Origin of the sequence: Aliifodinibius sp. S!AR15-10 (assembly GCF_031569985.1) — a bacterium.
Lineage (GTDB): Bacteria > Bacteroidota > Rhodothermia > Balneolales > Balneolaceae > JAMQKA01.
Map to the genome: position 1 here is coordinate 17,872 of NZ_JAMQKA010000026.1, position 22,615 is coordinate 40,486.

22 protein-coding genes, 1 tRNA gene and 2 pseudogenes are annotated in these 22,615 nt (G+C 46.5%); 6 read left to right on the forward strand and 19 right to left on the reverse strand.

The window, feature by feature from the left end; genetic code table 11:
- Nucleotides 1-193 precede the first annotated feature (193 nt).
- The 17 genes and pseudogenes from NC796_RS16040 to NC796_RS16120 form a co-directional block, all read right to left on the reverse strand.
- Entirely contained in the window at nt 194-499 is a 306-nt protein-coding gene (locus NC796_RS16040) for a hypothetical protein (RefSeq protein ID WP_310685830.1), read from the reverse strand.
- The gene (locus NC796_RS16045; protein ID WP_310685831.1) at nt 487-891 is read right to left on the reverse strand and encodes an SDR family NAD(P)-dependent oxidoreductase; all 405 of its coding nucleotides are present in this window, start codon (nt 889-891) and stop codon (nt 487-489) included. The genes NC796_RS16040 and NC796_RS16045 overlap by 13 nt, the downstream gene beginning before the upstream one ends.
- An 81-nt stretch (nt 892-972) precedes the next feature.
- A complete protein-coding gene (locus NC796_RS16050) occupies nt 973-1,731 on the reverse strand; it encodes a hypothetical protein (RefSeq protein WP_310685832.1) in 759 nt (252 codons plus the stop codon).
- Nucleotides 1,732-1,819: 88 nt separating this feature from the next.
- Nucleotides 1,820-2,320, reverse strand: coding sequence for a cupin domain-containing protein (locus NC796_RS16055; RefSeq protein ID WP_310685833.1), 501 nt, complete (start codon nt 2,318-2,320; stop codon nt 1,820-1,822).
- A 56-nt stretch (nt 2,321-2,376) separates the two neighbouring features.
- Nucleotides 2,377-3,114 carry a carboxymuconolactone decarboxylase family protein gene (locus tag NC796_RS16060; protein ID WP_310685834.1) on the reverse strand — a complete coding sequence of 246 codons (738 nt, stop codon included), beginning with the start codon at nt 3,112-3,114 and terminating at the stop codon, nt 2,377-2,379.
- Nucleotides 3,115-3,133: 19 nt separating this feature from the next.
- The gene (locus tag NC796_RS16065; RefSeq protein ID WP_409070388.1) at nt 3,134-3,811 is read right to left on the reverse strand and encodes a carboxylesterase family protein; all 678 of its coding nucleotides are present in this window, start codon (nt 3,809-3,811) and stop codon (nt 3,134-3,136) included.
- Nucleotides 3,702-4,400: a carboxylesterase family protein gene (locus NC796_RS26845; protein ID WP_409070387.1), complete on the reverse strand. Its 699-nt coding sequence runs from the start codon at nt 4,398-4,400 to the stop codon at nt 3,702-3,704. The genes NC796_RS16065 and NC796_RS26845 overlap by 110 nt, the downstream gene beginning before the upstream one ends.
- Before the next feature lie 61 nt (nt 4,401-4,461).
- Nucleotides 4,462-4,791: pseudogene (locus NC796_RS26850) on the reverse strand (carboxylesterase family protein); the annotation flags it as partial.
- Nucleotides 4,792-4,849: 58 nt separating this feature from the next.
- Complete coding sequence (locus tag NC796_RS16075) at nt 4,850-5,254, reverse strand: nuclear transport factor 2 family protein (protein WP_409070389.1); 405 nt, start codon at nt 5,252-5,254, stop codon at nt 4,850-4,852.
- Between the two features lie 146 nt (nt 5,255-5,400).
- Entirely contained in the window at nt 5,401-6,294 is an 894-nt protein-coding gene (locus NC796_RS16080) for an alpha/beta hydrolase (RefSeq protein WP_310685837.1), read from the reverse strand.
- A gap of 143 nt (nt 6,295-6,437) precedes the next feature.
- Nucleotides 6,438-7,288 (reverse strand): annotated as a pseudogene (locus tag NC796_RS26855) (aldo/keto reductase).
- Between the two features lie 81 nt (nt 7,289-7,369).
- Nucleotides 7,370-8,530 (reverse strand): aldo/keto reductase, encoded by a 1,161-nt coding sequence (locus tag NC796_RS16095; RefSeq protein ID WP_310685840.1) that lies wholly within the window; start codon nt 8,528-8,530, stop codon nt 7,370-7,372.
- 30 nt (nt 8,531-8,560) lie between these two features.
- On the reverse strand, nt 8,561-9,544 hold the full coding sequence (locus NC796_RS16100) for an aldo/keto reductase (RefSeq protein WP_310685841.1): 984 nt from the start codon (nt 9,542-9,544) through the stop codon (nt 8,561-8,563).
- A gap of 68 nt (nt 9,545-9,612) precedes the next feature.
- Nucleotides 9,613-10,236 (reverse strand): flavodoxin, encoded by a 624-nt coding sequence (locus NC796_RS16105; RefSeq protein ID WP_310685842.1) that lies wholly within the window; start codon nt 10,234-10,236, stop codon nt 9,613-9,615.
- A 20-nt stretch (nt 10,237-10,256) separates the two neighbouring features.
- Nucleotides 10,257-11,621, reverse strand: a complete 1,365-nt coding sequence (locus NC796_RS16110; RefSeq protein ID WP_310685843.1) for a PQQ-dependent sugar dehydrogenase — start codon at nt 11,619-11,621, stop codon at nt 10,257-10,259.
- A 101-nt stretch (nt 11,622-11,722) separates the two neighbouring features.
- Complete coding sequence (locus tag NC796_RS16115; RefSeq protein WP_310685844.1) at nt 11,723-12,796, reverse strand: SMP-30/gluconolactonase/LRE family protein; 1,074 nt, start codon at nt 12,794-12,796, stop codon at nt 11,723-11,725.
- 82 nt (nt 12,797-12,878) lie between these two features.
- Entirely contained in the window at nt 12,879-13,286 is a 408-nt protein-coding gene (locus NC796_RS16120) for a nuclear transport factor 2 family protein (RefSeq protein ID WP_310685845.1), read from the reverse strand.
- A 229-nt stretch (nt 13,287-13,515) separates the two neighbouring features.
- Between NC796_RS16120 and NC796_RS16125 the strand changes: the two genes are divergently transcribed.
- A complete protein-coding gene (locus NC796_RS16125; RefSeq protein WP_310685846.1) occupies nt 13,516-14,412 on the forward strand; it encodes a helix-turn-helix transcriptional regulator in 897 nt (298 codons plus the stop codon).
- Between the two features lie 697 nt (nt 14,413-15,109).
- On the opposite strand, the gene NC796_RS16130 is transcribed toward NC796_RS16125, so the two are convergent.
- Both NC796_RS16130 and NC796_RS16135 read right to left on the reverse strand, forming a co-directional pair.
- Nucleotides 15,110-15,183, reverse strand: a tRNA-Arg gene (locus NC796_RS16130).
- 189 nt (nt 15,184-15,372) lie between these two features.
- Nucleotides 15,373-16,386 (reverse strand): RluA family pseudouridine synthase, encoded by a 1,014-nt coding sequence (locus NC796_RS16135; protein ID WP_310685848.1) that lies wholly within the window; start codon nt 16,384-16,386, stop codon nt 15,373-15,375.
- A 501-nt stretch (nt 16,387-16,887) separates the two neighbouring features.
- Between NC796_RS16135 and recN the strand changes: the two genes are divergently transcribed.
- The 5 genes from recN (at nt 16,888) to NC796_RS16160 (ending at nt 22,614) form a co-directional block, all read left to right on the forward strand.
- On the forward strand, nt 16,888-18,594 hold the full coding sequence (recN, locus tag NC796_RS16140; RefSeq protein WP_310685850.1) for a DNA repair protein RecN: 1,707 nt from the start codon (nt 16,888-16,890) through the stop codon (nt 18,592-18,594).
- Nucleotides 18,595-18,645: 51 nt separating this feature from the next.
- The gene (locus NC796_RS16145; protein ID WP_310685851.1) at nt 18,646-19,026 is read left to right on the forward strand and encodes a rhodanese-like domain-containing protein; all 381 of its coding nucleotides are present in this window, start codon (nt 18,646-18,648) and stop codon (nt 19,024-19,026) included.
- 35 nt (nt 19,027-19,061) lie between these two features.
- Nucleotides 19,062-19,331, forward strand: a complete 270-nt coding sequence (locus tag NC796_RS16150) for a hypothetical protein (RefSeq protein WP_310685852.1) — start codon at nt 19,062-19,064, stop codon at nt 19,329-19,331.
- Between the two features lie 280 nt (nt 19,332-19,611).
- Nucleotides 19,612-21,120 carry an acyl-CoA dehydrogenase family protein gene (locus NC796_RS16155; protein ID WP_310685853.1) on the forward strand — a complete coding sequence of 503 codons (1,509 nt, stop codon included), beginning with the start codon at nt 19,612-19,614 and terminating at the stop codon, nt 21,118-21,120.
- Nucleotides 21,121-21,177: 57 nt separating this feature from the next.
- Nucleotides 21,178-22,614, forward strand: a complete 1,437-nt coding sequence (locus tag NC796_RS16160; protein WP_310685854.1) for a lipase maturation factor family protein — start codon at nt 21,178-21,180, stop codon at nt 22,612-22,614.
- The last annotated feature ends 1 nt before the right edge of the window (nt 22,615 follow it).

A 22,615-nucleotide genomic window follows, 5' to 3' on the forward strand; every position in this document is an offset into this window, starting at 1 on the left:
TCATTTATTTGCTACAGCTACAGTTAAAACAGCATCGAACTCTTCGGTCTTTTTCTCGAAAAAACTCTTTAATCAATTCGCAGAAAAACTGCTTAATGTCTTCTAAATTCATTTCCATTGTATTATTTGGATAAAATTGCTCAGATTACCTGCTGCCTCAACTCTTGTTTGTTGGGTAATGTAGAGTTATCGATTATTTCTTATTGACGGGAAAACAAACGCCCGTCACTTGCTCACAGAGAGAAAGGAATTTGTCCTGCACGGCAGGGTTATTTGCCTGGGGATGATAATCTGCTTCTTTTTTGTGGTGGAAATTACGGCCGCTAACATTATCGTTTCCCTCATCGTTCACAGCCAGCCACACTTGGGTCTGGTACCCTTTCTGAAGATCATCGGGAGCACCGGAGCCGCCCATGTTCGTAGGGACCCAACTAGGATCGACGGCATTGGCATATACGTTCGGCCATCTACGGGCTACGGCTTTTGTTAACAGAACCACATGCAATTTGAATCAGAGTAACTGATGCTTCCTTCATCCAACTTTATTTTCTCCAGTGAAGGATCTCCCTGCTTATGCATCCCTGAACTAAGGTAGATCAAGCGTTTTGGCTTTTGGATCAGGCCGGTCAGGATATACGGCGCTAATGTGTTTACGGTCAAGATCTCCTGACCTGAAGCCCGATAAACCCCGGCATTATGAATAATTGCATCAAAATCACCTAATGCATTTACATCTTCTGCCAGAGATTTGGTCTCCTTCATGCTGGAAAGGTCCCCGATGACTATGGCTTTAGCACCAGGAATTTCTTTTTCGGCATCGTTGGCTCGTTGTTTGTTGCAGGCATGCAATACAACCTCATGTCCCTGATTGATCAGGGATTCGGCCGCCAATTACCCTAATCCTGCAATAGATCCCGTTATAAATATCCGTGCCATGTTAATATAGTGTCAAAGAATAAATTCGTTTCTTTACTAAAAACGATACGAGTAATTTAAACTGATATTCCATAGAGGGTCATCATTTTCAATCTCGCTATCAATAACTTTGTTGATGGTGGTTGAAATTGTAAATGGAATATCTATCATACCCAGTGCAAAGCTTGAGGCCACATAAAAACCGTCGATCTCATCAATTTTTAAGTAATAGACCTGTGGCCTCAGACTCATGTACAGATCATTAAATAGAGAGATATTTGGAATACTGCTGTACAGGCTCAGATAGTGCGTTTGGTCCGGCACGGATGATTCCAAACCGTGTCCGCCCAAATAATAGAACCCAACATCAAAATTTTCGGTAACTGAATAACTTGTATTCATATCACCGGCCAAAAATCGTCGTGCTTCGATGATTTCTTCTGATTGGTCAGCTTCATCGATCAGAGCAGGTACGGTTCGAAATGAATAGGCAGGATGGGCACCTATTCTAAATGAAAATTTATCATTCTTGACTATATCATACCGAAACCAAAACAGGAAAGACCACGGCTTGCCTTCCAGTGAGAATCTTAGTTCCGGTTCGAATCGAAATCTTTTTCCAACTGACAAATTAAAAATTGCCGCCGGCTCACCAAGAGCCAGTGATGGCACAGTGGAAATTCCCTCATTCATTACACTTATGCTACCCGAGACATCCAGTTTTTCGTTAGAATTTCCCTGTGAAAAACCCGGATATGCAATGATATTAAAAACAATCAACAGGATGGATGTTTTAAATAATCTTGAATGCGTCAAATGTCTGATTGTACGTTCAAAGGCAGTGTTTGATCTTTTTACTACTGATGAGGCTTTTAAATGAAATTTTTTGACTTGATCAGAAATGTTAACTGCCATCGGCCATCTCATACTCTTTGTCCGTTACCGGATCAGCCCAGCTTGTTCTGCCTTCATCTAAATCGGGTACAATGGCCGTATGGGTCATTGATTGCTCAGGAGACCCACCATGCCAGTGGGGTACATTTGCCGGTGCTTTAATCACATCTCCCTCGCGGATAATTTTGATCGGTTTCCCTTCTTCCTGGTAGTATCCTACACCATCAGTTACAATTAGGATTTGACCTCCGGCATGGCTGTGCCAATTGGTTCTTGCTTTGGGTTCAAACATCACTTTACCGGCTACGGTGTTTAAGTTGTCTTCCGGCTCTACGATCATATTCACCCAAACAGTACCGGTAAAATTGCCGCCGGACACCTCGTTTCCTTTTGGCTGGATAGTGGACATATTATAATGTTCATCGCTTTCAGTTTGAGCCATTACCTGGAGTGCAGGCATCAGTAAAAAAGCGATCACTAACATTGAAGTCGTTTGTTGTATAAAATTCATGGTTGACAAAGGTTGATTTAATGATTGTTGGATAGTGGATTGCGGATTTTTGAAGCCTAATCAGACCTGTTGTCCAGCACGTTATCCAGAACGGATTGAGCTGTTGCAGCTTTTTCTTCGCCCAAGGTTGATTCAATAACACCTACGAATTCCTTCAACTGGCCGGGGGTAAACCCTACATTCAGGGAAAGATTGAAATGGCTTCCCAACATGGGCTCCACACCATCAAGGCTGCTGAGTATGGAAATGACCACCAGTTCTCGTTGGGCGTAGGTTAACACATCCCGCTCAAACAGGTCGGCAAACAGGTGTTCTTTGAGGAATCTGTCAATGGCAGGAGCAAAAGCTCCGTAGCCCGATTCCGGATTACCCCAGTCTGAACCGGTAAGCTCATACAGGGTTTCCACTCCCCGTTCGTATTTGCTTCGGTCATCATTGATTGGAGATGCTTCCGGGCCCCGTTCATCCTGGATGCCATTAGCCTCACGCTCTTCCAGGACCTCCATAAAGGTATTAAGCCCGCGAATGCTGCGGGGGAATCCGGCATAGGCGTAGAGATGTACCATAGCCTCCTTAATCTCATTGACTGTCAGACCAGAATCCAAACCGTTATGTAGTGCAGGTTTTAAGCTTTGAAGGTCTCCGATGGCTGTGTAGGCTGCAATCGGAATGAGACCTTGTTGCTTTTCGCTTAGTCTCTGACTCTGTTCTGAGTTTTGAGCCTTCAGATCGAGTGAAAGACAACTTACTGCCACAAATAAACTGATAAGTAATCGTGTACTAAGTTTTTTCATATTGTTTCTTTTTTAATGGTTAAATACCACGTGATTGTAAACGGTCTCTAAATTTCTCAATGGCTTTTTTAATCACATCCAGTCTTTCTTCTCTGGGATCGGGCTTGCCGACTGTTTCACCATCGGACTCAATTTCGAGTATCTCCTCATTTTGAGTATTGTAAACGGGCCATTTAGGTACCCCCGCGCCATTAGGATCACCTGTTTTGGCGAAGTTTGCCCAATAGGTATTCATCACCTGCGCTAACTTTTGTTCTTCAGGTGTTGGTTCAGTATCTCCCCTGCGGGCCTCCAGGTTGTTAAACACGTAGGAGATTTCTGATCCGTGTCCGGCGCCAAACCGCATTCGCTCCTGCATGGCTTCCGGGACATAGGAAAAGAGATACATATAGGCGGGATTGCCTTCATCAACAAAAGCTCTTGCTGTCATGCGGGCCGGCTCACCCCATGCCCAGTCGGTATTAAACTTTGTGATAACCTCAGCGAACTCCTTGTTGCCTTCGGGGTCGTAAGCAGCTTTCGCCTCATCTTCCAGCTCTCCAAAAAGTGAAAACAGCTCCTCTTTTGAGCTGCTGTTATTTACAAAACTACCCCCTACTTCGGCACTTGTATTCCCGATGATAAGCGGAACGTCTGCCTGTCTGCCGGCTTCGTATGCACTCTCGGCCGTTTCTACTACCAGTTCTCCATCCAGAATCGGACCCGAATAGGTGCGTGGACCACCCTCTCCATCGGTTTCTTGACCTCCATCCACAATCTCTTTCAACACTCAGGTCGCGAAGTTTTGCCAGTGCTTCTTCACCTGTTCCCTCAATCCCCTTTTTATGGGCAAAGTTTATTTCAATTGATTCAGCAGAAACAGTGTAGAGGGGATCAGCATTATCTTCACGAATCGGCCTGCCGGTAAGTACCCCGTCACGACCGCCGCCCGACTCACTGATTGCTTTATGAAAACGACCTCTTGCAGCCGGTATGGTCATGAGTGAATGAACCGACACGCCACCGGCAGAGAAACCGAAAATGGTAACATTATCCGTATCGCCGCCGAATGCTGCAATATTCTCCTGTATCCATTCAAGTGCGGCAATCTGGTCCATATAAGCGTAGCTGCCCTTCGGCTCCTCCGGATGCTCTTCACTCAAGGCGGGAAATGCAAAATGGCCGAGGCGTCCCAGGCGATAGTTGAAGGTGATCAGGATAACCCCTTGTTTGGCAAATTCCTCTCCCGAGGTTGTAGCCCCGGCACCACTTCCGCCCACAAAAGCACCACCGTGGATCCATACCATAAACTGGCAACTCTGCATCAGGTTCGGCCTCGGCTGGTGCCCATACATTAAGATATAGGCAATCTTCTGACGAGCCGTCCGAAATGGTCCCGGGCGCAGCTCCCCATCCGGCCTGAGCACAATTTGCCCCAAACTCGGTTGCATCAAGCTCACCATCCCAAGAAGATACTAGTTGTGGCGGGCGCCAGCGTAATTCGCCAACCGGTGGAGCAGCATAGGGAATTCCTTTGAAGCTTGAAACTTCTCCTTCCGTCACGCCACGTACAACGCCGTTCTCGGTACGAACAGTTGGTGATGCATTGGAATCTGTTCCCTGGGCAAACAATGATGAATGATGAGCCTGCATTACGCAACTCATGATGATAACTAATCCTGCTATTACTTTTTTCATTTTAATAAGTGATATTTAAAGGGTTCTTTCTTGAGTAGTGAGTTATACTTTTTGCCAGCTATTCATCGCCCCCTGACATCAGCTTTGTAAAAGACAGGGAACCCAACTTCCATCCATCATCCAGTTTCACATACACTTCGGTAACTTCAAATGGATTGGTGACTTCATTTCCGCCAACTTCCGCAATCAGGGTGATTCTGTTTAAGAGAATGGCCGTATTGTCAATAATATTCACCGACACCTCGTGGATATCGGTTTGCTTGTACCAGATCCCTCCGCTTTCAATAATGTTGAGTTCCCGTTCTTTACCCCAGGATCCTCCCATGTGGACGAACTCCGCTTTTTCGTGAAAGAGATCCGCCAGGGCCTCCACGTTTTTGTCAGCCATCCACTGCCATTTTTCTTCAGAGAGATTAATGATTTCCTGCTGTGTATCTGTCATGCTTTCATTTTGCTGTGCCATGACCCAGTCGGTCGACGAAATGGTAAGAAGAAGTACCACAGCGGGTATTTTAAGGCAGATTTTTACAAGTTTTCGATTCATCATAACGTTTGTTTTTAGTGATTTAGATTTTATTGCATAAAGTACCTGGGAAGCATTGCCTTGTCTTAGTTCGCCAGATGGGTTTCCCAAAAATTGACTGCATGCTTCATCCAACCTTCCGCATCTGTACCTTGACCGGTTCCGAAACCATGTCCGGCCGTTTCATACTTTCTGTATTCTACATCAACCCCGGCATTTCTCAGATTTTGTACGCGCTGTTCCACACCTGATACATTTACGATCCAGTCATTTTCTGCCACGGTGATAAATGTTGGTGGAAAGTCAGATGAGTACGTTGACTGGCCGGTATATGCGATGACGGTTGCAGCAGGTTTTGGAAGATTGCTGTCCACGAAAGCAGATACTCCATGTAATGCAATATTGCCTACCATCCTGGCACCAGCGGAGCCACCCCATAATGAGTACCCATTTGCACTGACTCCGAGCTTTTCTGCATTATTGATTATGTAAGAAATAGCAGCCGAAAGATCGTCAGTTGCTATTTGGCCACTGCCGGTTCGGTATCTAATTACAAAAGCGTTAAGTCCCTGTTTACTGATCTCTTGGGCAAGCGGGAACCCTTCGTGTAATGAGCCCACATAGCTAAATCCGCCGCCGGGGGACACGATCGCAAATGGAGCCCTCGGTTCACCCCTGAAAAGGAAGAGACCGGTTTGTTTCTTTGAGGGATCCTGTTGCTTTTGCTGTTCTGAATAAAAATTATAGAATATGGTTCTGCCACTACTGACCTCATCAATCATATCATTAAGTGCCGAAAGAACCCCTTCAGGCTGAACATTGCTGTGATACGGCATCAGCCTGCCCACATTTCTCAACGGGGTATCGTAATAAGATGAGTTATTTTCCCAGGGCAACAACAGTTCGCCAAATCCCTCGAAAGCCGGGTGGTTCACGATATCACTTACGGTATCATTGAGTGTTAAATGGTTTTGTACCATTTGATCTTCCCTTGTGTTATACACAGAATCGACCGGGTCATTATTCGTTTGGAGTAATAAAAGGACCGAAAACAACATCCACATTATCTTTACCATATTTCACTGGATTAAATCAGAAGGAATTCGTGCGATTTTTTGGGGTATCAATCCTCTTCCAACCGGCTTGCAAACCACTTGATGACTTCCGGGTCGCGGTGGCTGAAAAACTGGCTCTTACCGGTATCCAGTGATTGGATCGATTCCATATCTTCATCCGAAAGTTCAAAGTCGAATACTTCAATATTCTCCTTCATTCTTTCCTTATGGACGGTTTTTGGAATTACTACAACACCTCGCTGAATAAGCCATCTTAAGACCACCTGGGCGGCGGATTTGTTATATTTCTCACCGATGGAGACCAATAGCTCATTGCTGAACGTGTTGTTCTTACCCTCAGCAAATGGAGCCCAGGATTCATGTTGAACACCGTTTTCTTCTAAAAACTCTTGATCTTCTTGCCGTTGATAAAATGGATGGGTTTCAATTTGATTTACGGCCGGAACCACCTCATTGTTGACGATCAGATCCATCACGCGGTCAGGGTGAAAATTGCTCACACCGATCGCTTTCAGGGTTCCATCGTGATACAACTCTTCCATTGCACGCCATGAACCATGTACATCTCCAAACGGCTGGTGAATTAAGTACAGACCAGATAATCTGTTTGCAGTTTGTTCAGGGATTCTTCTACGGCCTTTTTGGTTGCTTCATACCCGACATGCGAAATCCAGAGCTTGGAGGTGAGAAAGATCTCTTCTCTGGCTACCCCGGTTTCTTTGATCGCCGCACCAACCGCTTCTTCGTTTTGATAGGCCGCTGCCGTATCGATGGAGCGATAACCTACATCGATCGCATCAAGCACATATCGCTTGCATTCATTATGATCTGGGATTTGATAGACGCCATATCCCATGATTGGCATTTCTACGCCATTATTTAGCACTACATTCTTCATAACATTTCTTCTTCCTTCGTTATCTTTTTAATTACATCTGAATTAGTTTAAATCTGTAGTTGAATAGATTTAAACTCAAAATCATTGATCAGTCACGGCCGATTCGAATGATCGCACACCGGCCAGTTCAATTTCTTCGAAATCCTCTCGAAACTCTTTCAGCTCATCGGCGGAAAATTCTATTTCAAGTGCCCCAAGATTTTCTTCCAGATGATGGAGCTTGGTCGTACCCGGAATAGGCACTATGAACGGCTTCTGTGCCAGTAACCATGAGAGAGCAACCTGTATGGGAGTGGCATTTTTACGCACACCCCATTCCCGAACCAGATTCAGAAGTGCCATGTTTTGCTCCAGGTTTTCGGGTAAAAATGAACCGACAGAATTATGCCTGGAATTTTCAGAAAACCGGCTGTATTCATTAAACTTATCCGCGAAAAAACCACGGCCAACAGGTCCCCACGGCACGAAACCAATTCCAAGCTCTTCGCAGGTATCCAGAACCTTATTTTCAGGAAAGCGTTCCAAGAGCGAATATTGCGTCTGGAGTGCCGCAATGGGCTGAACGGAATGTGCTCGCCGTACAGTATCCGGAGCTGCCTCTGAAAGACCAAAGTGGCGAACTTTGCCCTCATCAATGAGATCTCCGACCGCCCCTGCCATATCTTCGATCGGGACTTCCGGATCAATTCGATGACAATAAAGCAGATCGATATAGTCGGTTTGAAGCTGTTTAAGCATTTCGTCCACCGTTTTGCGAATGTGAGCGGGTTTACTGTTCCGACCGTTGATCGACCAGTCGCCATCTTCGCTGACGTCAAACCCAAACTTGGTCGCAATTGCGACTTGATCACGCACGGGCTTGAGCGCCTCACCTACGAGCTCTTCATCAGTAAGCGGACCATACACCTCTGCGGTGTCAAAAAACGTAACACCTCGTTCTACAGCTCCCCGTATGACTGGAATCATCTCTTTATTGTCGCGGGGCGGGTTGTAGGAACCTGATTTCATACTCATACATCCCAAACCAATAGGTGAGACTTCAAGATCCCCCAACATGCGCGTTTCACCGCTGACATTAACCTTGCCAGATGTCGATTTACCTGTCGCTTGAGCATTTGAATTAGTCCATGGCAGGGATGAAAGTGTCAATCCGGTTCCTGCAATAGCAGCAACCTTGGCCAAGAAATCACGACGGGTTGTTTTATTCGTTTCTGAATTGGATAATTCATTTTCCTTTTTCATAGTGATAGACCTTTTGATTGGTTCGTGATTTTAATTTCCTGCGCGTTCTTCCAGCTCCTTTGGATATCGCGCACCTTTCACTTCTATTTTTGACAGGGCACCTTCAATATCAGTAAGATCATCAGAGGTCAGTTCGATTTCGGCAGCTGCAATATTGCTTTTTAGATGCCTCAGTTTGGTTGTACCGGGAATGGGAACAATCCACGGCTTTTGCGCAAGTACCCAGGCAATGGCGGTCTGGGCACGGGTTGCACCATGATCATCCGCAATGTCGCCGAGCAGCTCGACCAATTGTTGATTCGCCTTGCGATTTTCCTTGTTAAATCGCGGTACAATATTTCGGAAATCATCATCAGAAAAGGTTGTATCCTCATCAATTTCTCCAGTTAGAAATCCCTTCCCCAATGGACTAAAAGGGACGAACCCAATACCCAGCTCTTCAAGTGTGGGCAATAGCTGTTTTTCCGGCTTTCGCCACCACATGGAATATTCGCTTTGAATTGCAGTAACCGGCTGTACAGCGTGTGCTTTTCGAATGCTCTTCACACCGGCTTCCGACATGCCAAAGTGCTTAACTTTTCCTTCCTCTATCAATTCCCTCACCGTTCCAGCCACATCTTCGATGGGTACATCGGGATCCACACGGTGCTGATAATACAGGTCAATAACGTCGGTATTCAGGCGCCGCAGGGACCCATCTACGGACCGGCGAATTTGTTCGGGATGGCTATCCAGCGTTTGATTCCCATCTTCCATTTTAATGCCGAACTTTGTAGCAATGGTTACCTGGTCGCGAATAGGCGCCAGCGCTTCACCCACCAGTTCTTCATTGGCAAAGGGCCCGTACACCTCGGCGGTATCAAAAAAAGTGACTCCTTCGTCGAAAGCCCTGCGGATAAGATTAATCATTTCCTGCTTATCCGGGGCCGGACCGTAACCATAGCTCATCCCCATGCAACCGAGTCCTACGGCAGAAACTTCCAAATCGCTATTTCCAAGTATTCGTGTTTGCATACCAGTATCTTTATTTAAATTGCGTTGATTCTTCTAAACTCAATAATTTCCAACCTTCATTTTCGCTCTTACAACATTCCAATGCGTTGCAGCCAGCTGACTACTTCTTCGTGGGCTTCTTCTCTTCGTTCTCCTTTGATCGCAAGGTAAATGCCATCTCGTTCCAGCCCTCCTTTGATGGAAAACGCTCGCAGAATGTTGGAATCAGGGCATAGATCTTCCACCTGCTGGATGCTATTTCCCAAGCCATATCCTCCATTGGTATTAAAGGGAATCACCGTTTTGCCGCTCAGATCGTATTTATTCAAAAAGCTCTTCATCGGCGGTGGCAGCTGCATATCCCAGGTGGGGAAGCCAACAAATACCGTATTGTACTCTCCGATATTCTCAATCTCCGTCTCCAGAGGAGGCATATAGCCCGTCTCATTTTCCCGAGCCACCTGGGCCACGATTTTATCGTAATCTTCGGGATACGGCGTTTCCAGCTTGAGCTCGACCATGTCGCCGCCCACTTCCTTTTGGATAATATCTGCTACCGCCTGGGTATTTCCGGTACGGGACAGGTACACGATTAGCACTTCCTCTTGATCAAGCTCGGTCAAGGCTGCATCTTGTTCTTGTGCTTTTGATGAGCACGAAACCAATCCAAAGAATGCTACCAGTAGCAGTATGCATGAACCTTTAGGTTTCATGATTGGTAAGCCTTCTTTTTTTATTCACTATTTCCGGTGTAAACCACTCGCCAGATACGCCCCTTTTGGGAGTCAGAGATATAGAGCTCACCGTTCGGTCCCATTGCCAGGCCTATCGGGCGGTATTCCGCATCACTTCGGGTGGGAATGGGATCGACACCGGCAAAGCCATCGGCGAACGTCTCGTAATCACCTACCGGCCTGCCATCTTCAAAGAGAGTAAACGTGACCTTGTAACCCTGTTGCGGCTGTGGCGCGCGATTCCAGGAGCCATGGAAGGCCACGAAGGCACCGCCCCGGTAGCGTTCAGGAAAATGTTCGCCTGTATAGAACAGGAGACCGTTGGGTGCCCAATGGCCCGGAAAGGCAGCCACCGGATCGAGGAACTCCGAGCAGCGCCCGACTTCCTGGCCCTCGCCGCCGTATTCAGGAGCAAGCACTTTCTTTTCTTGCTGCCTGTCGTAATAGCAATACGGCCAACCCGCGTCAGCGCCCTCAGAAAGACGCAACATCTCTTCAGCGGGCAGTTCGGCGCTCTCCTCCTGGGTATAGAGGTCAGGCCAGAGCGTTCTGAGCTGGTCACGACCATGCTGCATCACGAAGAGGGCACCGGCTTCGGTGTTCCAGTCGAGCCCTACCACGTTGCGAATACCCGTAGCGTAGTGGGTACCACCCTGCTGCGTCTGTCCCAGGGAGTCAGCCCGAAAGCGCCAGATGCCGGCGTGCCGCTCCAGTTGGGGACAGGGATCAAGTCCCGGAGATCCGGGCGTACGCGGACTCTCTTGGCAAGCATTTGAAGGGGAACCTACATTTACGTAGAGGAATCCGTTGTCGTCGAAAGTAATGGACTTTGAGTCGTGCGACCGCTGCTCTGGGAAGCCGCTGACAACGATCTCCGGATCACCTTCAGGTACAAGCGCGCCACCTTCGGGCATCGGCCAGCGATAGACCGCCTCGGTATTCGAGGCCCAGAGATAGCCGTCATGGATCGCCATCCCCGTCTCCCACAGGATGCCACTGCCCATCGGGGTCATATCACTGAAATGTTCGATAACGTCAGCCTTGAAATCACCAGTGGTGTCGCGCAATGCGGCGATGCCACCCTCTTCGCTGCGCGTCTTTACATAAATGTCGCCATTGGACGCCACGGCGATGTGCCGCGCGCGGCCCAGGCTGTCCACGACAAGGCTCGCACAAAATCCATCCGGCAGCGTGATACCTCCGTTATCAGAGGCGCATACGATTTCCGGGTTTGCTTCGATTGTCTCATTTTGAGACGAAGAGCCGCCGCACCCGGTAAACAATAGTAGGGTCAGGATAGACAGAATAGGAAACAGGTAAGCAGACCCAGTGGGAGAATCAGAAAAGCTTGTTTTAATATCCATAGTGTTTCGGTTTTTTGTAATAAATAGCACTTGATTTAAAAATCGTCCCATATAAGTCATACCTCTTCAAAGATTCAAAACTCTTGGAGGGATTCAGGACATTAGTCCAGCGGAACAAACCCAAGCGTACTCTGTGAGGTCATCGGCACAACAAGCTGGTTGGCATCCGAATCATAACAGATGGAGGCCGCGCTTGGAATATTTTCAGCGATAAGCTCCGCAGATCCATTTGGACTGATCCGGGTAATTCCACCCTGTCTCACACTGCTTACATATTTGGTTCCGTCAGGCATGATTTCGATTCCATCCCCTCCCGCCTGCACGGCTTTCTCTGTTTTCAGCAGTTCTCCCTCCGGTGAAAAGGTGAGTACTTCAGGATTGCCAAAATTGACTACGACAATATTTCCGTCCGAATCTAATGCGATGCCGTTTGGAATGTTAATCGGTTCACCAACAGCAAATTCCGATATATCCCCTTGAGGAGAAACTTTCCATACTTTCCAGGACTGCGGATCGGGATTTTGTCCCAGGTCACCGGTTTGCGTGGTATAAATGGTCCCGTCCTTTGCAACGGCAATGTCATTTATCCAGGGAGAATCTTCGAGCCGGATATCCTCCAACGGCGCCCCCGTTTCCAAGTCGAACCGGCGTATCACGGCTACCGTTGGATCATCTTGACTCGTACCGCCATCGCGATCGGCAAAGTAGAGAACCCCATCTGCTATCTCGCTTCCGAGCGGATCATTCAAAACCAGTGGCGGGGACAATTCGCTGCGCTGACCGGGGTTCTGAACACCAATCCATTTTGTGGTATGCACCGAACCGTCAGAATTAATCAGCGACACCCATGCGTCGTTGACCTGCACACGCTGCGAGACCCCACGGCTTGGAACGATGATGAGTTTTCTATCAGCGTCGTATATACAGCTCTCGGCATTATTGATGGCTCCGTACACGCTTACATTGGATGAGATCGGGTTAAAATCACCGTCATACGTCAGACCAAGGGGATTCCCGACAGGATAAGACCCCGTATCCTGCGCTTGTACGAATAAAGGGCTGCTTAAAAGGGCAATCGTCATTACCGCAGTAACAAGGGAGATTATTACCTTGTACCTGTTCAAAATATTTGTCATCTCTTTTCGGTCATTCTTTCCAGGTTCTATTTTTTCCATAATCATATATGAGTTTATAACTGAACGTTATTCTTCATTTCCAGGGGTAAGCCTTAATATGGCGTAAGCGGTTTAAATTCCACTATTGTTCGATGCTATGGGTGTCCCGAACGCTGCTAAAGGTCAAGTCTAACTGTTTCCAGTCACCATCCTGGTTTTGATAGACTTCTGTAACCGTAAACTCATTTGACACCTCATTGCCGCGAACCACGGCCACCAGCGTAATGCGGTTCCAAAGGATGACGGTGTCGTCAAAAACCTCTACCACAACATCGTGAACATCCGCATTTTTGTACCAAATACTTCCGGATTCAATGATTTCGAGCTCCCGTTCCTTCCCCCAGGTTCCACTCATGTGCACAAATCGTGAATCATCGTGGAAAAGGGAAGCAAGCTCTTCCACATTCTTGTCTGCCATCCACTGCCATTTCTGTTGGGAGAGATTCGCAATTTCCTGTTCCACGTCAGAATGTTGGGCATAAGATGGCATGCCACTAGTGATTAAAAACAGCCCTGTGAGTAATGTTTTTAAACTGATTAATGCTTTCATGTTGATGATTATGTATGATTTGTAATTATTATAGAGAAGAACATAAATAATTGGCGCCTGCTTCTTGTTATACAGATTACGGTAATCCTTACCAATATTACGGATCAGACCTCAATGAGCTGTTATAGCGAACTGGAAATAGTTACATTGGCAAAAAATGAAAGCAGATATGTCACAACTTTACCGATTTGATACTGTCAGTGAATACAATGATTTCAATAACCATGATACATTGCACCCCTTGGTCAGTGTGATCGATTTCTCCAAAGCGGAAATGCGCACCGGCAAAAAAATGTATTTTGGGCTTTATTGCATTATTCTGAAAGATATAGCGTGCGGAAATTTGAAGTACGGCCGACATTACTACGATTACCAGGAGGGAACCCTGGTCTTCATTTCGCCCGGACAGGTTATTGATGTTCAGGACAAAACGGAGCCGTATCAACCCATGGGGCATGGTTTGGTATTCCACCCGGATTTAATACATGGCACATCACTGGCAAGAATACAGACTGAGTACAGTTTTTTCAGCTATGATACGAATGAAGCCCTGCACCTTTCAGAACGGGAACGTCAGATCGTATTGGATTGCTTTTCAAAAATAGAGTTTGAGTTAAAGCAGTCCATCGACAAGCACAGCAAGAAACTCATTGCCTCCAATATTGAACTGTTTTTGAATTATTGCGAACGGTTTTATGATCGGCAGTTCATTACAAGAGAAAACGCTAACAGGGGAATTTTAGAACAATTTGAAGAACTGTTGAACGACTATTTTGTATCCGATAAACCACAAACTAACGGATTGCCTTCGGTTGCTTATTTTGCCGAAGAATGTAATTTGTCTGCCAACTATTTTGGTGATTTGATCAAAAAAGAAACAGGGAAGTCAGCACAGGAACACATTCAGCTTAAATTGATCAACATTGCCAAGGAACGAATTTTTGAACCGAACAAATCGATCAGCCAGATTGCATATGAGTTGGGATTCAGCTATCCGCAGCATTTTAGCCGCATGTTTAAGGAGCATGTCGGCTCTTCACCAAGTGAATACCGACAGGAAAATTAGTATTGAAAGAGTTTCACAAAACAGGGACCCTCAAAATGAATAGCTTTCACAGCTTTCCTATTAGTTATTACATATGATGTAACATGAAATCTCAAAATCAACCTCTATGAATCAGAAAGCCATATATCAGTTTGGCTTCGGAACTAACAGTTCAGGGTATCGCATCTGTAATCACTCCTTTACCCACCAAATCATTTATAGACATTTTGCCTTTTACTAATAGATAACTCAATCAGATGTAGCCCATCCAAATGTAATTCCACGCACAGAATTTCAGGGGATTTCACAAAAATATTTCGAGCGAATAAACAATTTTGTTGTCCCCAGCCAATTCGGAAGTGAAAAATTAGTCGGATTTTAACCAAATAAAAAACCCCTTAACTCATTGTGAGTCAAGGGGTTATGTGGTGGCGATCCGGACGATATTCGAACTCACGACCTCCTGCGTGACAGGCTTTGATGATATACTCTTAAAAGGTTTTTAAATATTTTGATACCTATACCTACACTGTAATACATGTCTTTTTAGAACAAAAACCTTCCCATATTTGATTGTAAAGTTCGATAATTTTTAAGGGCGACATGGTACTCCGTTACCCAAATGTTACCCAAATTTGGTTTATCATTCCAATTTTTGGTTTAAAAACAGATACCTTTAATGCCGTAAGTTACTGTCTTGCAGTGTTTTATTTAAAAGTACGCACGGGAGGATTCGAACCCCCAACCTCCTGATCCGTAATCAGGTGCTCTATCCAGTTGAGCTACGTGCGCATAAAATTCTATTTTGAATGTCCGCGTTGTGTACCCAAACATTCAAAATCCTACAAAAAGAGCTTGCAAAGATAAGTACCATTTACAAGGCAGGCAAGATGTTTTTGGGAAAAATTATTATTGCTCGTTCAACCCCTTTAAGTTTCCACTCACTGCCATAAATATAAAAAAGCGAAGCCCGCACGCAACTTAATACAACGGCTTTGGCTTGCAGTTTGCGCGTAGCGTAGCCAACACCTGCTGGCAATCGCCGGGCAGTTCTGAGTCGAATGTCACATGCTCACCAGTGGTAGGGTGCTCAAAACCAAGCGTTTTCGCATGCAGGCACTGTCGCTTCAGATTCGCAAACAGGTTGTTGAACATCTGCCGACGCGTTCCGGTATTGGATCCGTAGCGGACAGAATCGCCCCCATATTGACGATCACCAAAAACCCAGTGATTATTGTGGGCGAAGTGGACCCGAATCTGGTGAGTGCGGCCTGTCTCAAGCGTAACTTCCACCAGTGATAGGTGATCAAAATACTCCAGCACCTTGTAATGTGTAACTGCCTCTTTGCCCTGGCCTTCCGGCAGCACAGCCATCCGCTTGCGGTGGTGGGGGTCACGACCAATATTTCCGGTAATGGTCCCGGATTCTTCTTCCGGGGTTCCCCATATGATGGCCCAATAGGTTCGCTGAATATCTTTGTTTTTAAAATACTCGCTCAGTATCTCGTGCGTGCGGTTATTCTTGGCTACCACCAACAGGCCACTGGTCTCTTTGTCCAGGCGGTGCACAATACCCGGGCGCAGCGTATCCTGATCCTGCCCGGAAAGGCTGTCCACATGCCACAGCAAACCATTGACCAGCGTACCGGTCCAATTTCCCTTTGCCGGATGTACTACTGTGCCCGCCCGTTTGTTAACGATCAGCAGATCGTCATCTTCATATACGATTTCAAGAGGCATTTTTTGAGGAATAGCCTCCGGCTCCGGCGGATTCGGCAACTTAACATCAATAACGTCACCCGGTTCCACATTATATGAAGACTTCTCGACCTTCCCGTTAACGGTAATATGTCCCCCTTCAATCGCCTCCTGAACTTTGGTCCTGGAGGTATCATCAAGCTGAGTAGCCAGGTATTTATCGAGTCTTGTACCTTCGGAAAAATCGCCCGGCACCTCGAACTTATGCTCAGAAAACTCAATTTTTTCCACTGTCATAACTCTTTTTTGATATTAAAAACACCAAAATTCCCTGTTTTTCTACCACTTTATGATCATTGTAACTCCATGGTATACATGGTGATAGAGATTATTTACCACTTCCACATATAACCTAAAAAAATAATTTAAATTTTTTTGTAAGGATTTGCTCCGAAAGGTATCAATAGAGTGACTTTTCATTAAGGGAGACCTGACATACAGCGTTTATTCCTTTTGAATAAAATACACTATTCCCCAATAGAGTCCCAAAAGGCTTCCGGCTTTTCCCTTGGCTGGGAGCCTTTTTATTTTTACTGACACAACAGAAAACACTTGTGGAGGCTGAAACCTGTAGCTATTTGTATCAACGTCGCTTTGGCAAAGTTCCAATGAACTTTGACCCTTGATATCGATCTAATCCACATAACGCAGTTAACACAGCGTTAATATTTCGTATCGGTAAGATTTTTTAGCGTTCACTTGTTACATTGAGCTGTTCTAAAATTTAAACCCATTGCCATGATCAAATCACTATATATCAAAGATTTTGCCCTCATTGACGAACTGGAGGTCGAGTTTGGCAAAGGGCTGAATATCCTAACCGGGCAAACCGGGGCCGGTAAGTCGATCGTAGTGGGGGCGCTGAACATGATTCTGGGAGAACGGGCCGATACTGAGCTACTGCGGCAAGGTGCTGACAAAGCGATTACCGAAGGCATCATTCACATCGGAGAAATGCCTGCAATACGTTCAATACTTCAGGACAATTCCGTCGATTATGCCCAAGACCTGATTCTGCGCCGCGAAATCAGGGAGTCCGGCAGCCGGGCGTTCATCAACGATACCCCTGTCACCATCACGGTGCTTCGGGAAGTGGGCAATTACCTGGTGGACCTGCACGGTCAGCACGATCACCAGCTTCTGCTGAAAGAGGAGAATCACCGGGGGGTTATCGATGGCTTTGAAGAGATCGCGCCTTTAAAGAAAGCATACCAGAACTCATACAATGAGATGGGTGAACTGAAGCGTGAGCTCAAAAAACTGCGCAAACGAGAAGATGAGCTACAGGAAAAGCTGGAGCTCTACCGCTTTCAGAACCAGGAGCTGGAAGATGCTGATCTTGATCCCAACGAAGAGGATGAGCTGGAAGCCGAACTGAAACTGCTGGATAATGCGGAAGATCTCGATCAAAAAGCTGCAGCCATCGTGGAGATGGGCAGTGGTGACGATATCAACGTGATGGAACTGTTGAACCAGATAAAGCTGCATCTCGAGGATATGGCCCGGATCGAAGAAGAATTTGAATCCTATCTTGCAGAGGTTTCCACCGCCCGAATCAGTATCCAGGAGATGATCAACTTTACCGAGCGCTACCGTGCGGGTATTGAATTTAATCCCCAGCGGCTGGAAGAGTTGCGAAACAGGCTCTCTGAACTGAACCGATTGCGCAAAAAGTATAACCGCGGCATTCCGGATCTCATTGAGTATCACCACGAAATACGCAAGGAATTGAGCCTGGCCGAAAATTTTGACCTGGAGATCGAAAAGCTGGAAAAAAAGATCTCTATGAAAGCCCAGGAACTGGCAGAACAGGCTAAGAAGCTGCATAACAAGCGCAAGGACATCGGGGAAAAGCTAAGTTCCGACATCGTTGACGAGCTAACAAAAATGGGTATACCCAACGGCCAATTCCGTGTTCGCGTGGATTGGCTGTTCTACGAGAACGGGTGGATCGAGATTGAGGGCCGAGCGGTGGAATGCACCGAACATGGCTGTGACGAGGTCAGCCTCTATATTTCTACCAACAAGGGAGAAGAGCCCAAGCCACTGGCCAAGATCGCCTCGGGTGGGGAAATCAGCCGGGTGATGCTGGCCCTGAAATCGATATTGGCCAAGGAGCAGAGCCTGCCGGTAATGATTTTCGATGAGATCGACAACGGCATCAGTGGACAGATATCGGAGAAGGTGGGCCGCAGTATGCGCCGCCTTTCCGAGTCGTGCCAGATTATTGCCATCACGCACCAGCCTCAGATCGCCAGCCAGGCCCATCATCACTATAAAGTGGAAAAAATGGAAAAAGATGGACGAACGGTTTCCAGAATAAATCCATTATCAAATAAGCAGCACGTGCAGGAAGTGGCCAGCCTGATGAGTGGCGAAGATATCACAGATGCAGCACTTAAAAGCGCCGAAGAGCTAATTGAGAAAAATACGTTCCGAAACTAGCTTTGGTCTGCATCGATTCTTTGAGTTTGAATAAAGATAGTTGTAGTTCCCATGGGAAAAACACACTCCGAACGGTTTGTCACCCTGGTTAAAGATGCTCTTAACCGCGTGGAAGAGATTACACCGGTAGAAGTGCAGGAAAAGATTGATGGGGAGGAATTCACATTGATTGATGTACGGGAACATGATGAGTGGGACAGTTCCCGGATTGTCAACGCGATTCATCTTGGTAAGGGTGTCATTGAACGCGATATTGAGGATGAAATGCCTAACCAGGATGAAGAACTGGTACTGTACTGCGAGGACGGGTACCGATCGGCTCTTGCAGCAGATAACCTCAAAAGAATGGGCTACAGAAACGTCAAATTATTAAAGGGCGGTTTCCGCGCCTGGAATGAGGCCGGGCTGCCGATTGAAAAAGAAGAAGCCTGAATGTTCAGGATAAAATACATTGATTAAATTAATTTATGATTTTCCTACACAGACCTGAACAAGACCACAAATTTGCCGATCACATTGAAGAGCGCCTGGTAGAAATGGTAGTGGCCCACCAGGTTCGGCGCTATTCGGATGGGAGTGGTGAAAATTTGCCATATCTACAGGAAAACGAAACAAAAATTACCGGTGAAAACCAGATCAATCAATTTTTGAAGGAACTTGAACAGGAACTGCGTGAACAACGAATGGTAACCAGTGACAGCTGTTACATAGATCCTCGAACCGGGGAAATCTGTTAACAGCCCTCCATCATCAGTTGGTGCAGGTTTCATTTACACCAATAATACTTTATCTCAATACCTTTCGTTATATTTAGTAATAAACCTGGTAGTAAAATTGCTGGGGATATCAGGTTAATTGGTTTTGTGATTTAAAAGCCGGTCACAGGTACTAAGGTACTTTCACTTAGATACCTCATTCATTATATTTTAAAGATAAACTTAAGTTTTATTTATACGGCTTCAGAACAAAGCAACTTCAATAAGTACGGGTTACCTTTCCAAATATTGATTTACTAGAATGGATTTTTCAGAGTTTATAGAAACATATCGAAACAGGTTGAAAACTGTTTTCAGAACCGAGGATAACATTAATGAGCTAAGCCTGAAAAGGGGCATCCCTTCCGATATCCTTAGGCAGGTTATGGATTGCAAACCGCTCTCCACTTTTATTCCCTCGGAATACGGCGGCCGGGGCTGCAAAACGCATGAGGCCCTGTCGATGCTGGAAGCCAGCTCCTACGAATCTCTTGCCCTTTCCCTTATGATGGGAATAAATGGCGCTCTTTTTCTGCAGCCGCTTGCCAACTATGGCAGTGAGGAGATAAAACAGGATATTTTCACCCGCTTTTTGGAAGATCAAAGTATGGGCGGATTAATGATTACGGAGCCTGATTACGGTTCTGATGCCCTCCGGATGGAAACCAGCTATATCAAAGACGACAACAGCTCCAACTACAGCATTACGGGAACCAAACACTGGGCCGGATTAACCGGACAGGCTGACTACTGGCTGATCACCGCCCGTATGGATAAACAAAACGGCAGTGGCCTTGGCAGAGATATTGGATTTTTTGTGCATGACAGTCGAAACGGCGGCATCGAAGTAGAGGAATATTACAACAACCTTGGTCTCTACATGCTTCCATACGGACGGAATAAAATCGATATCACGGTACCTGAAGAATTTAAATTGAAGCCCCGTTCCACCGGTATCAAGATGATGCTGGATGTGCTGCACCGAAGCCGGCTTCAGTTCCCGGGCATGGGGATGGGCTTTCTGAAACGCCTGTTGGATGAGGCACACAAACATTGCAAATCGCGGTTGGTAGGTGGGAAAAATCTTTACGAATACGACCAGGTAAAACGACGTATCGCCCGCCTACAGATGGCATTCACCGTTTGCTCCGCCATGTGTACCCACACAAGTACCAAAGTGCCGTTGAAACGCGATGCCTCTACAATGGATGTGCAGGCCAACACCATTAAAACTGTGACGACCGACCTGATGCAGGAGGCTTCACAGTCGCTGTTGCAACTGATGGGCGCCAAGGGATACCGGCTCGACCATATTGCCGGACGCTCCCTGATCGATAGTCGTCCCTTCCAAATTTTTGAGGGTTCAAATGATATTCTCTATCAACAGATTGCTGAGTCCGTGCTGAAAAAAATGCGGCGCCTGAAGCTCAATAATATGTTCGATTTTCTTAAAAAGTATGAGCTGACCTCTAATGTTGCCGACCGCTTCAACGGACTGTTCAACTTCAACGTTGACTCCCAGATGGTACAGCATAAGATGGTGGATATGGGACGTATCCTCAGCCGGGTCATCTCTATGGAATTTACCCTTCGGCTAGAAGAGTATGGGTTCAACCGCAACCTGATTAACAACAGCCTCAGAACGCTGGAAGACAAGGTGGAACAGCTGATGACCACCTTCAAAAACAAAGATACAGCGGATGTTGTTGATGATTATGAAGAGAATAGCGCATGGGTTCGTTTTGTAGCTCCTGAACTCCAGTACGACTAACACGCTCTTTACAGCTTGAGAGCATCGCCCTGACAGAAACAGAAATCTATTCCTGTTATGGATTTTCTGGGTCAGTTATACAATGGAGAATACTGGTTCAGTCGATTTCTGCTACAACGCGCTTTGGCCTTTATCTATCTGCTCTCCTTCGTCAACGCCCTGAACCAGTTCCCGGCGCTGTGTGGTAAAAATGGTCTGCTGCCGATCGATCTGTACCTGGAACGCGCTTCCTTCAAGAGGGCTCCCAGCATTTTCCACTGGAGATACTCCGACAAGCTGCTTAGAACCGTGGCGTGGATCGGCATCCTACTTTCACTGGTGGCACTGTCCGGTCTCTCAGAATGGGGACCGCTCTGGATTTCCATGCTGATATGGCTTTTGCTTTGGGCACTATACCTGTCCATTGTCAACGTAGGACAAACTTTTTATGGTTTCGGCTGGGAATCAATGCTGCTCGAGGTTGGCTTCTTTGCCATTTTCCTGGGACCGGCACATATGGCGGCGCCTGTGCTGGTTATCTGGCTCATTCGCTGGATGCTGTTTCGCGTAGAATTTGGAGCCGGACTTATCAAGATGCGGGGCGATCAGTGCTGGCGCGATCTGACCTGCCTGAGCTATCATCACCAAACCCAGCCACTGCCCAACCCGTTAAGCCGCTACTTTCACCTGCTCCCCGAGCCGATTCACAAAATGGAGACCTTCTTTAATCACACGATACAACTGGTAATTGTCTGGGGACTCTTCTTTCCCCAGCCGGCCGCATCCATTGCTGCTGCATTGATCATCCTCTCACAGGGATACCTTATCATCAGTGGGAACTATTCCTGGCTCAACTGGCTGACCTTATCTCTTGCTTTCAGTGGCTTTAGCGACGGTGTTATTCAAAATGTAATTGGAGTTACCCCACCTGTTGTTGCTTCTTTACCAGCCCTCTACTACCCGGTATTGCTTATCCTCGGTATTGCTGTTCTGATCATGAGCTATCAACCGGTAAAAAACATGCTCTCCCCCGGGCAGATGATGAATTTCAGCTTTAACCCGTTGCACCTGGTCAATACCTACGGTGCCTTCGGATCTGTCACCAAAAAACGCTATGAGATTATCCTGGAAGGTACTGATGAAAACCAGCTAACTGATGAAACTGAGTGGAAGGAATATGAGTTCAAAGGCAAACCTGGGGATCCCGCCAAACGTCCTCCCCAGATCTCACCGTACCACCTTCGGCTAGACTGGCAGATGTGGTTTGCAGCAATGTCTTCTCCCCGTCAAAACCGCTGGCTGCTTACACTCATCCACAAACTGTTGAATGGTAACAGATCGGCTGAAAAGCTACTGAAGAAGGTTCCGTTTAAAAACGAGCCACCCAAATATATCCGTGCCAGACTCTTCCGGTATCGATTCACCTCCCAAAAAGAGTACAAAGAAACCGACAACTGGTGGAAACGGAGCTTCGTAAACCGATACATTCGACCGCTTTCTCTCGAAGATTTTTAAC

Excerpts from the sequence above, each read along its gene's own strand:
- NC796_RS16055 (WP_310685833.1), bottom strand. The coding sequence starts at position 2,320 with ATGAATTTTATACAACAAACGACTTCAATGTTAGTGATCGCTTTTTTA.
- NC796_RS16060 (WP_310685834.1), bottom strand. The coding sequence starts at position 3,114 with ATGAAAAAACTTAGTACACGATTACTTATCAGTTTATTTGTGGCAGTA.
- NC796_RS26845 (WP_409070387.1), bottom strand. The coding sequence starts at position 4,400 with ATGGTATGGATCCACGGTGGTGCTTTTGTGGGCGGAAGTGGTGCCGGG.
- NC796_RS16075 (WP_409070389.1), bottom strand. The coding sequence starts at position 5,254 with ATGGCACAGCAAAATGAAAGCATGACAGATACACAGCAGGAAATCATT.
- NC796_RS16080 (WP_310685837.1), bottom strand. The coding sequence starts at position 6,294 with ATGGTACAAAACCATTTAACACTCAATGATACCGTAAGTGATATCGTG.
- NC796_RS16095 (WP_310685840.1), bottom strand. The coding sequence starts at position 8,530 with ATGAAAAAGGAAAATGAATTATCCAATTCAGAAACGAATAAAACAACC.
- NC796_RS16100 (WP_310685841.1), bottom strand. The coding sequence starts at position 9,544 with ATGCAAACACGAATACTTGGAAATAGCGATTTGGAAGTTTCTGCCGTA.
- NC796_RS16105 (WP_310685842.1), bottom strand. The coding sequence starts at position 10,236 with ATGAAACCTAAAGGTTCATGCATACTGCTACTGGTAGCATTCTTTGGA.
- NC796_RS16110 (WP_310685843.1), bottom strand. The coding sequence starts at position 11,621 with ATGGATATTAAAACAAGCTTTTCTGATTCTCCCACTGGGTCTGCTTAC.
- NC796_RS16115 (WP_310685844.1), bottom strand. The coding sequence starts at position 12,796 with ATGGAAAAAATAGAACCTGGAAAGAATGACCGAAAAGAGATGACAAAT.
- NC796_RS16120 (WP_310685845.1), bottom strand. The coding sequence starts at position 13,286 with ATGCCATCTTATGCCCAACATTCTGACGTGGAACAGGAAATTGCGAAT.
- NC796_RS16125 (WP_310685846.1), top strand. The coding sequence starts at position 13,516 with ATGTCACAACTTTACCGATTTGATACTGTCAGTGAATACAATGATTTC.
- NC796_RS16135 (WP_310685848.1), bottom strand. The coding sequence starts at position 16,386 with ATGACAGTGGAAAAAATTGAGTTTTCTGAGCATAAGTTCGAGGTGCCG.
- recN (WP_310685850.1), top strand. The coding sequence starts at position 16,888 with ATGATCAAATCACTATATATCAAAGATTTTGCCCTCATTGACGAACTG.
- NC796_RS16145 (WP_310685851.1), top strand. The coding sequence starts at position 18,646 with ATGGGAAAAACACACTCCGAACGGTTTGTCACCCTGGTTAAAGATGCT.
- NC796_RS16150 (WP_310685852.1), top strand. The coding sequence starts at position 19,062 with ATGATTTTCCTACACAGACCTGAACAAGACCACAAATTTGCCGATCAC.
- NC796_RS16155 (WP_310685853.1), top strand. The coding sequence starts at position 19,612 with ATGGATTTTTCAGAGTTTATAGAAACATATCGAAACAGGTTGAAAACT.
- NC796_RS16160 (WP_310685854.1), top strand. The coding sequence starts at position 21,178 with ATGGATTTTCTGGGTCAGTTATACAATGGAGAATACTGGTTCAGTCGA.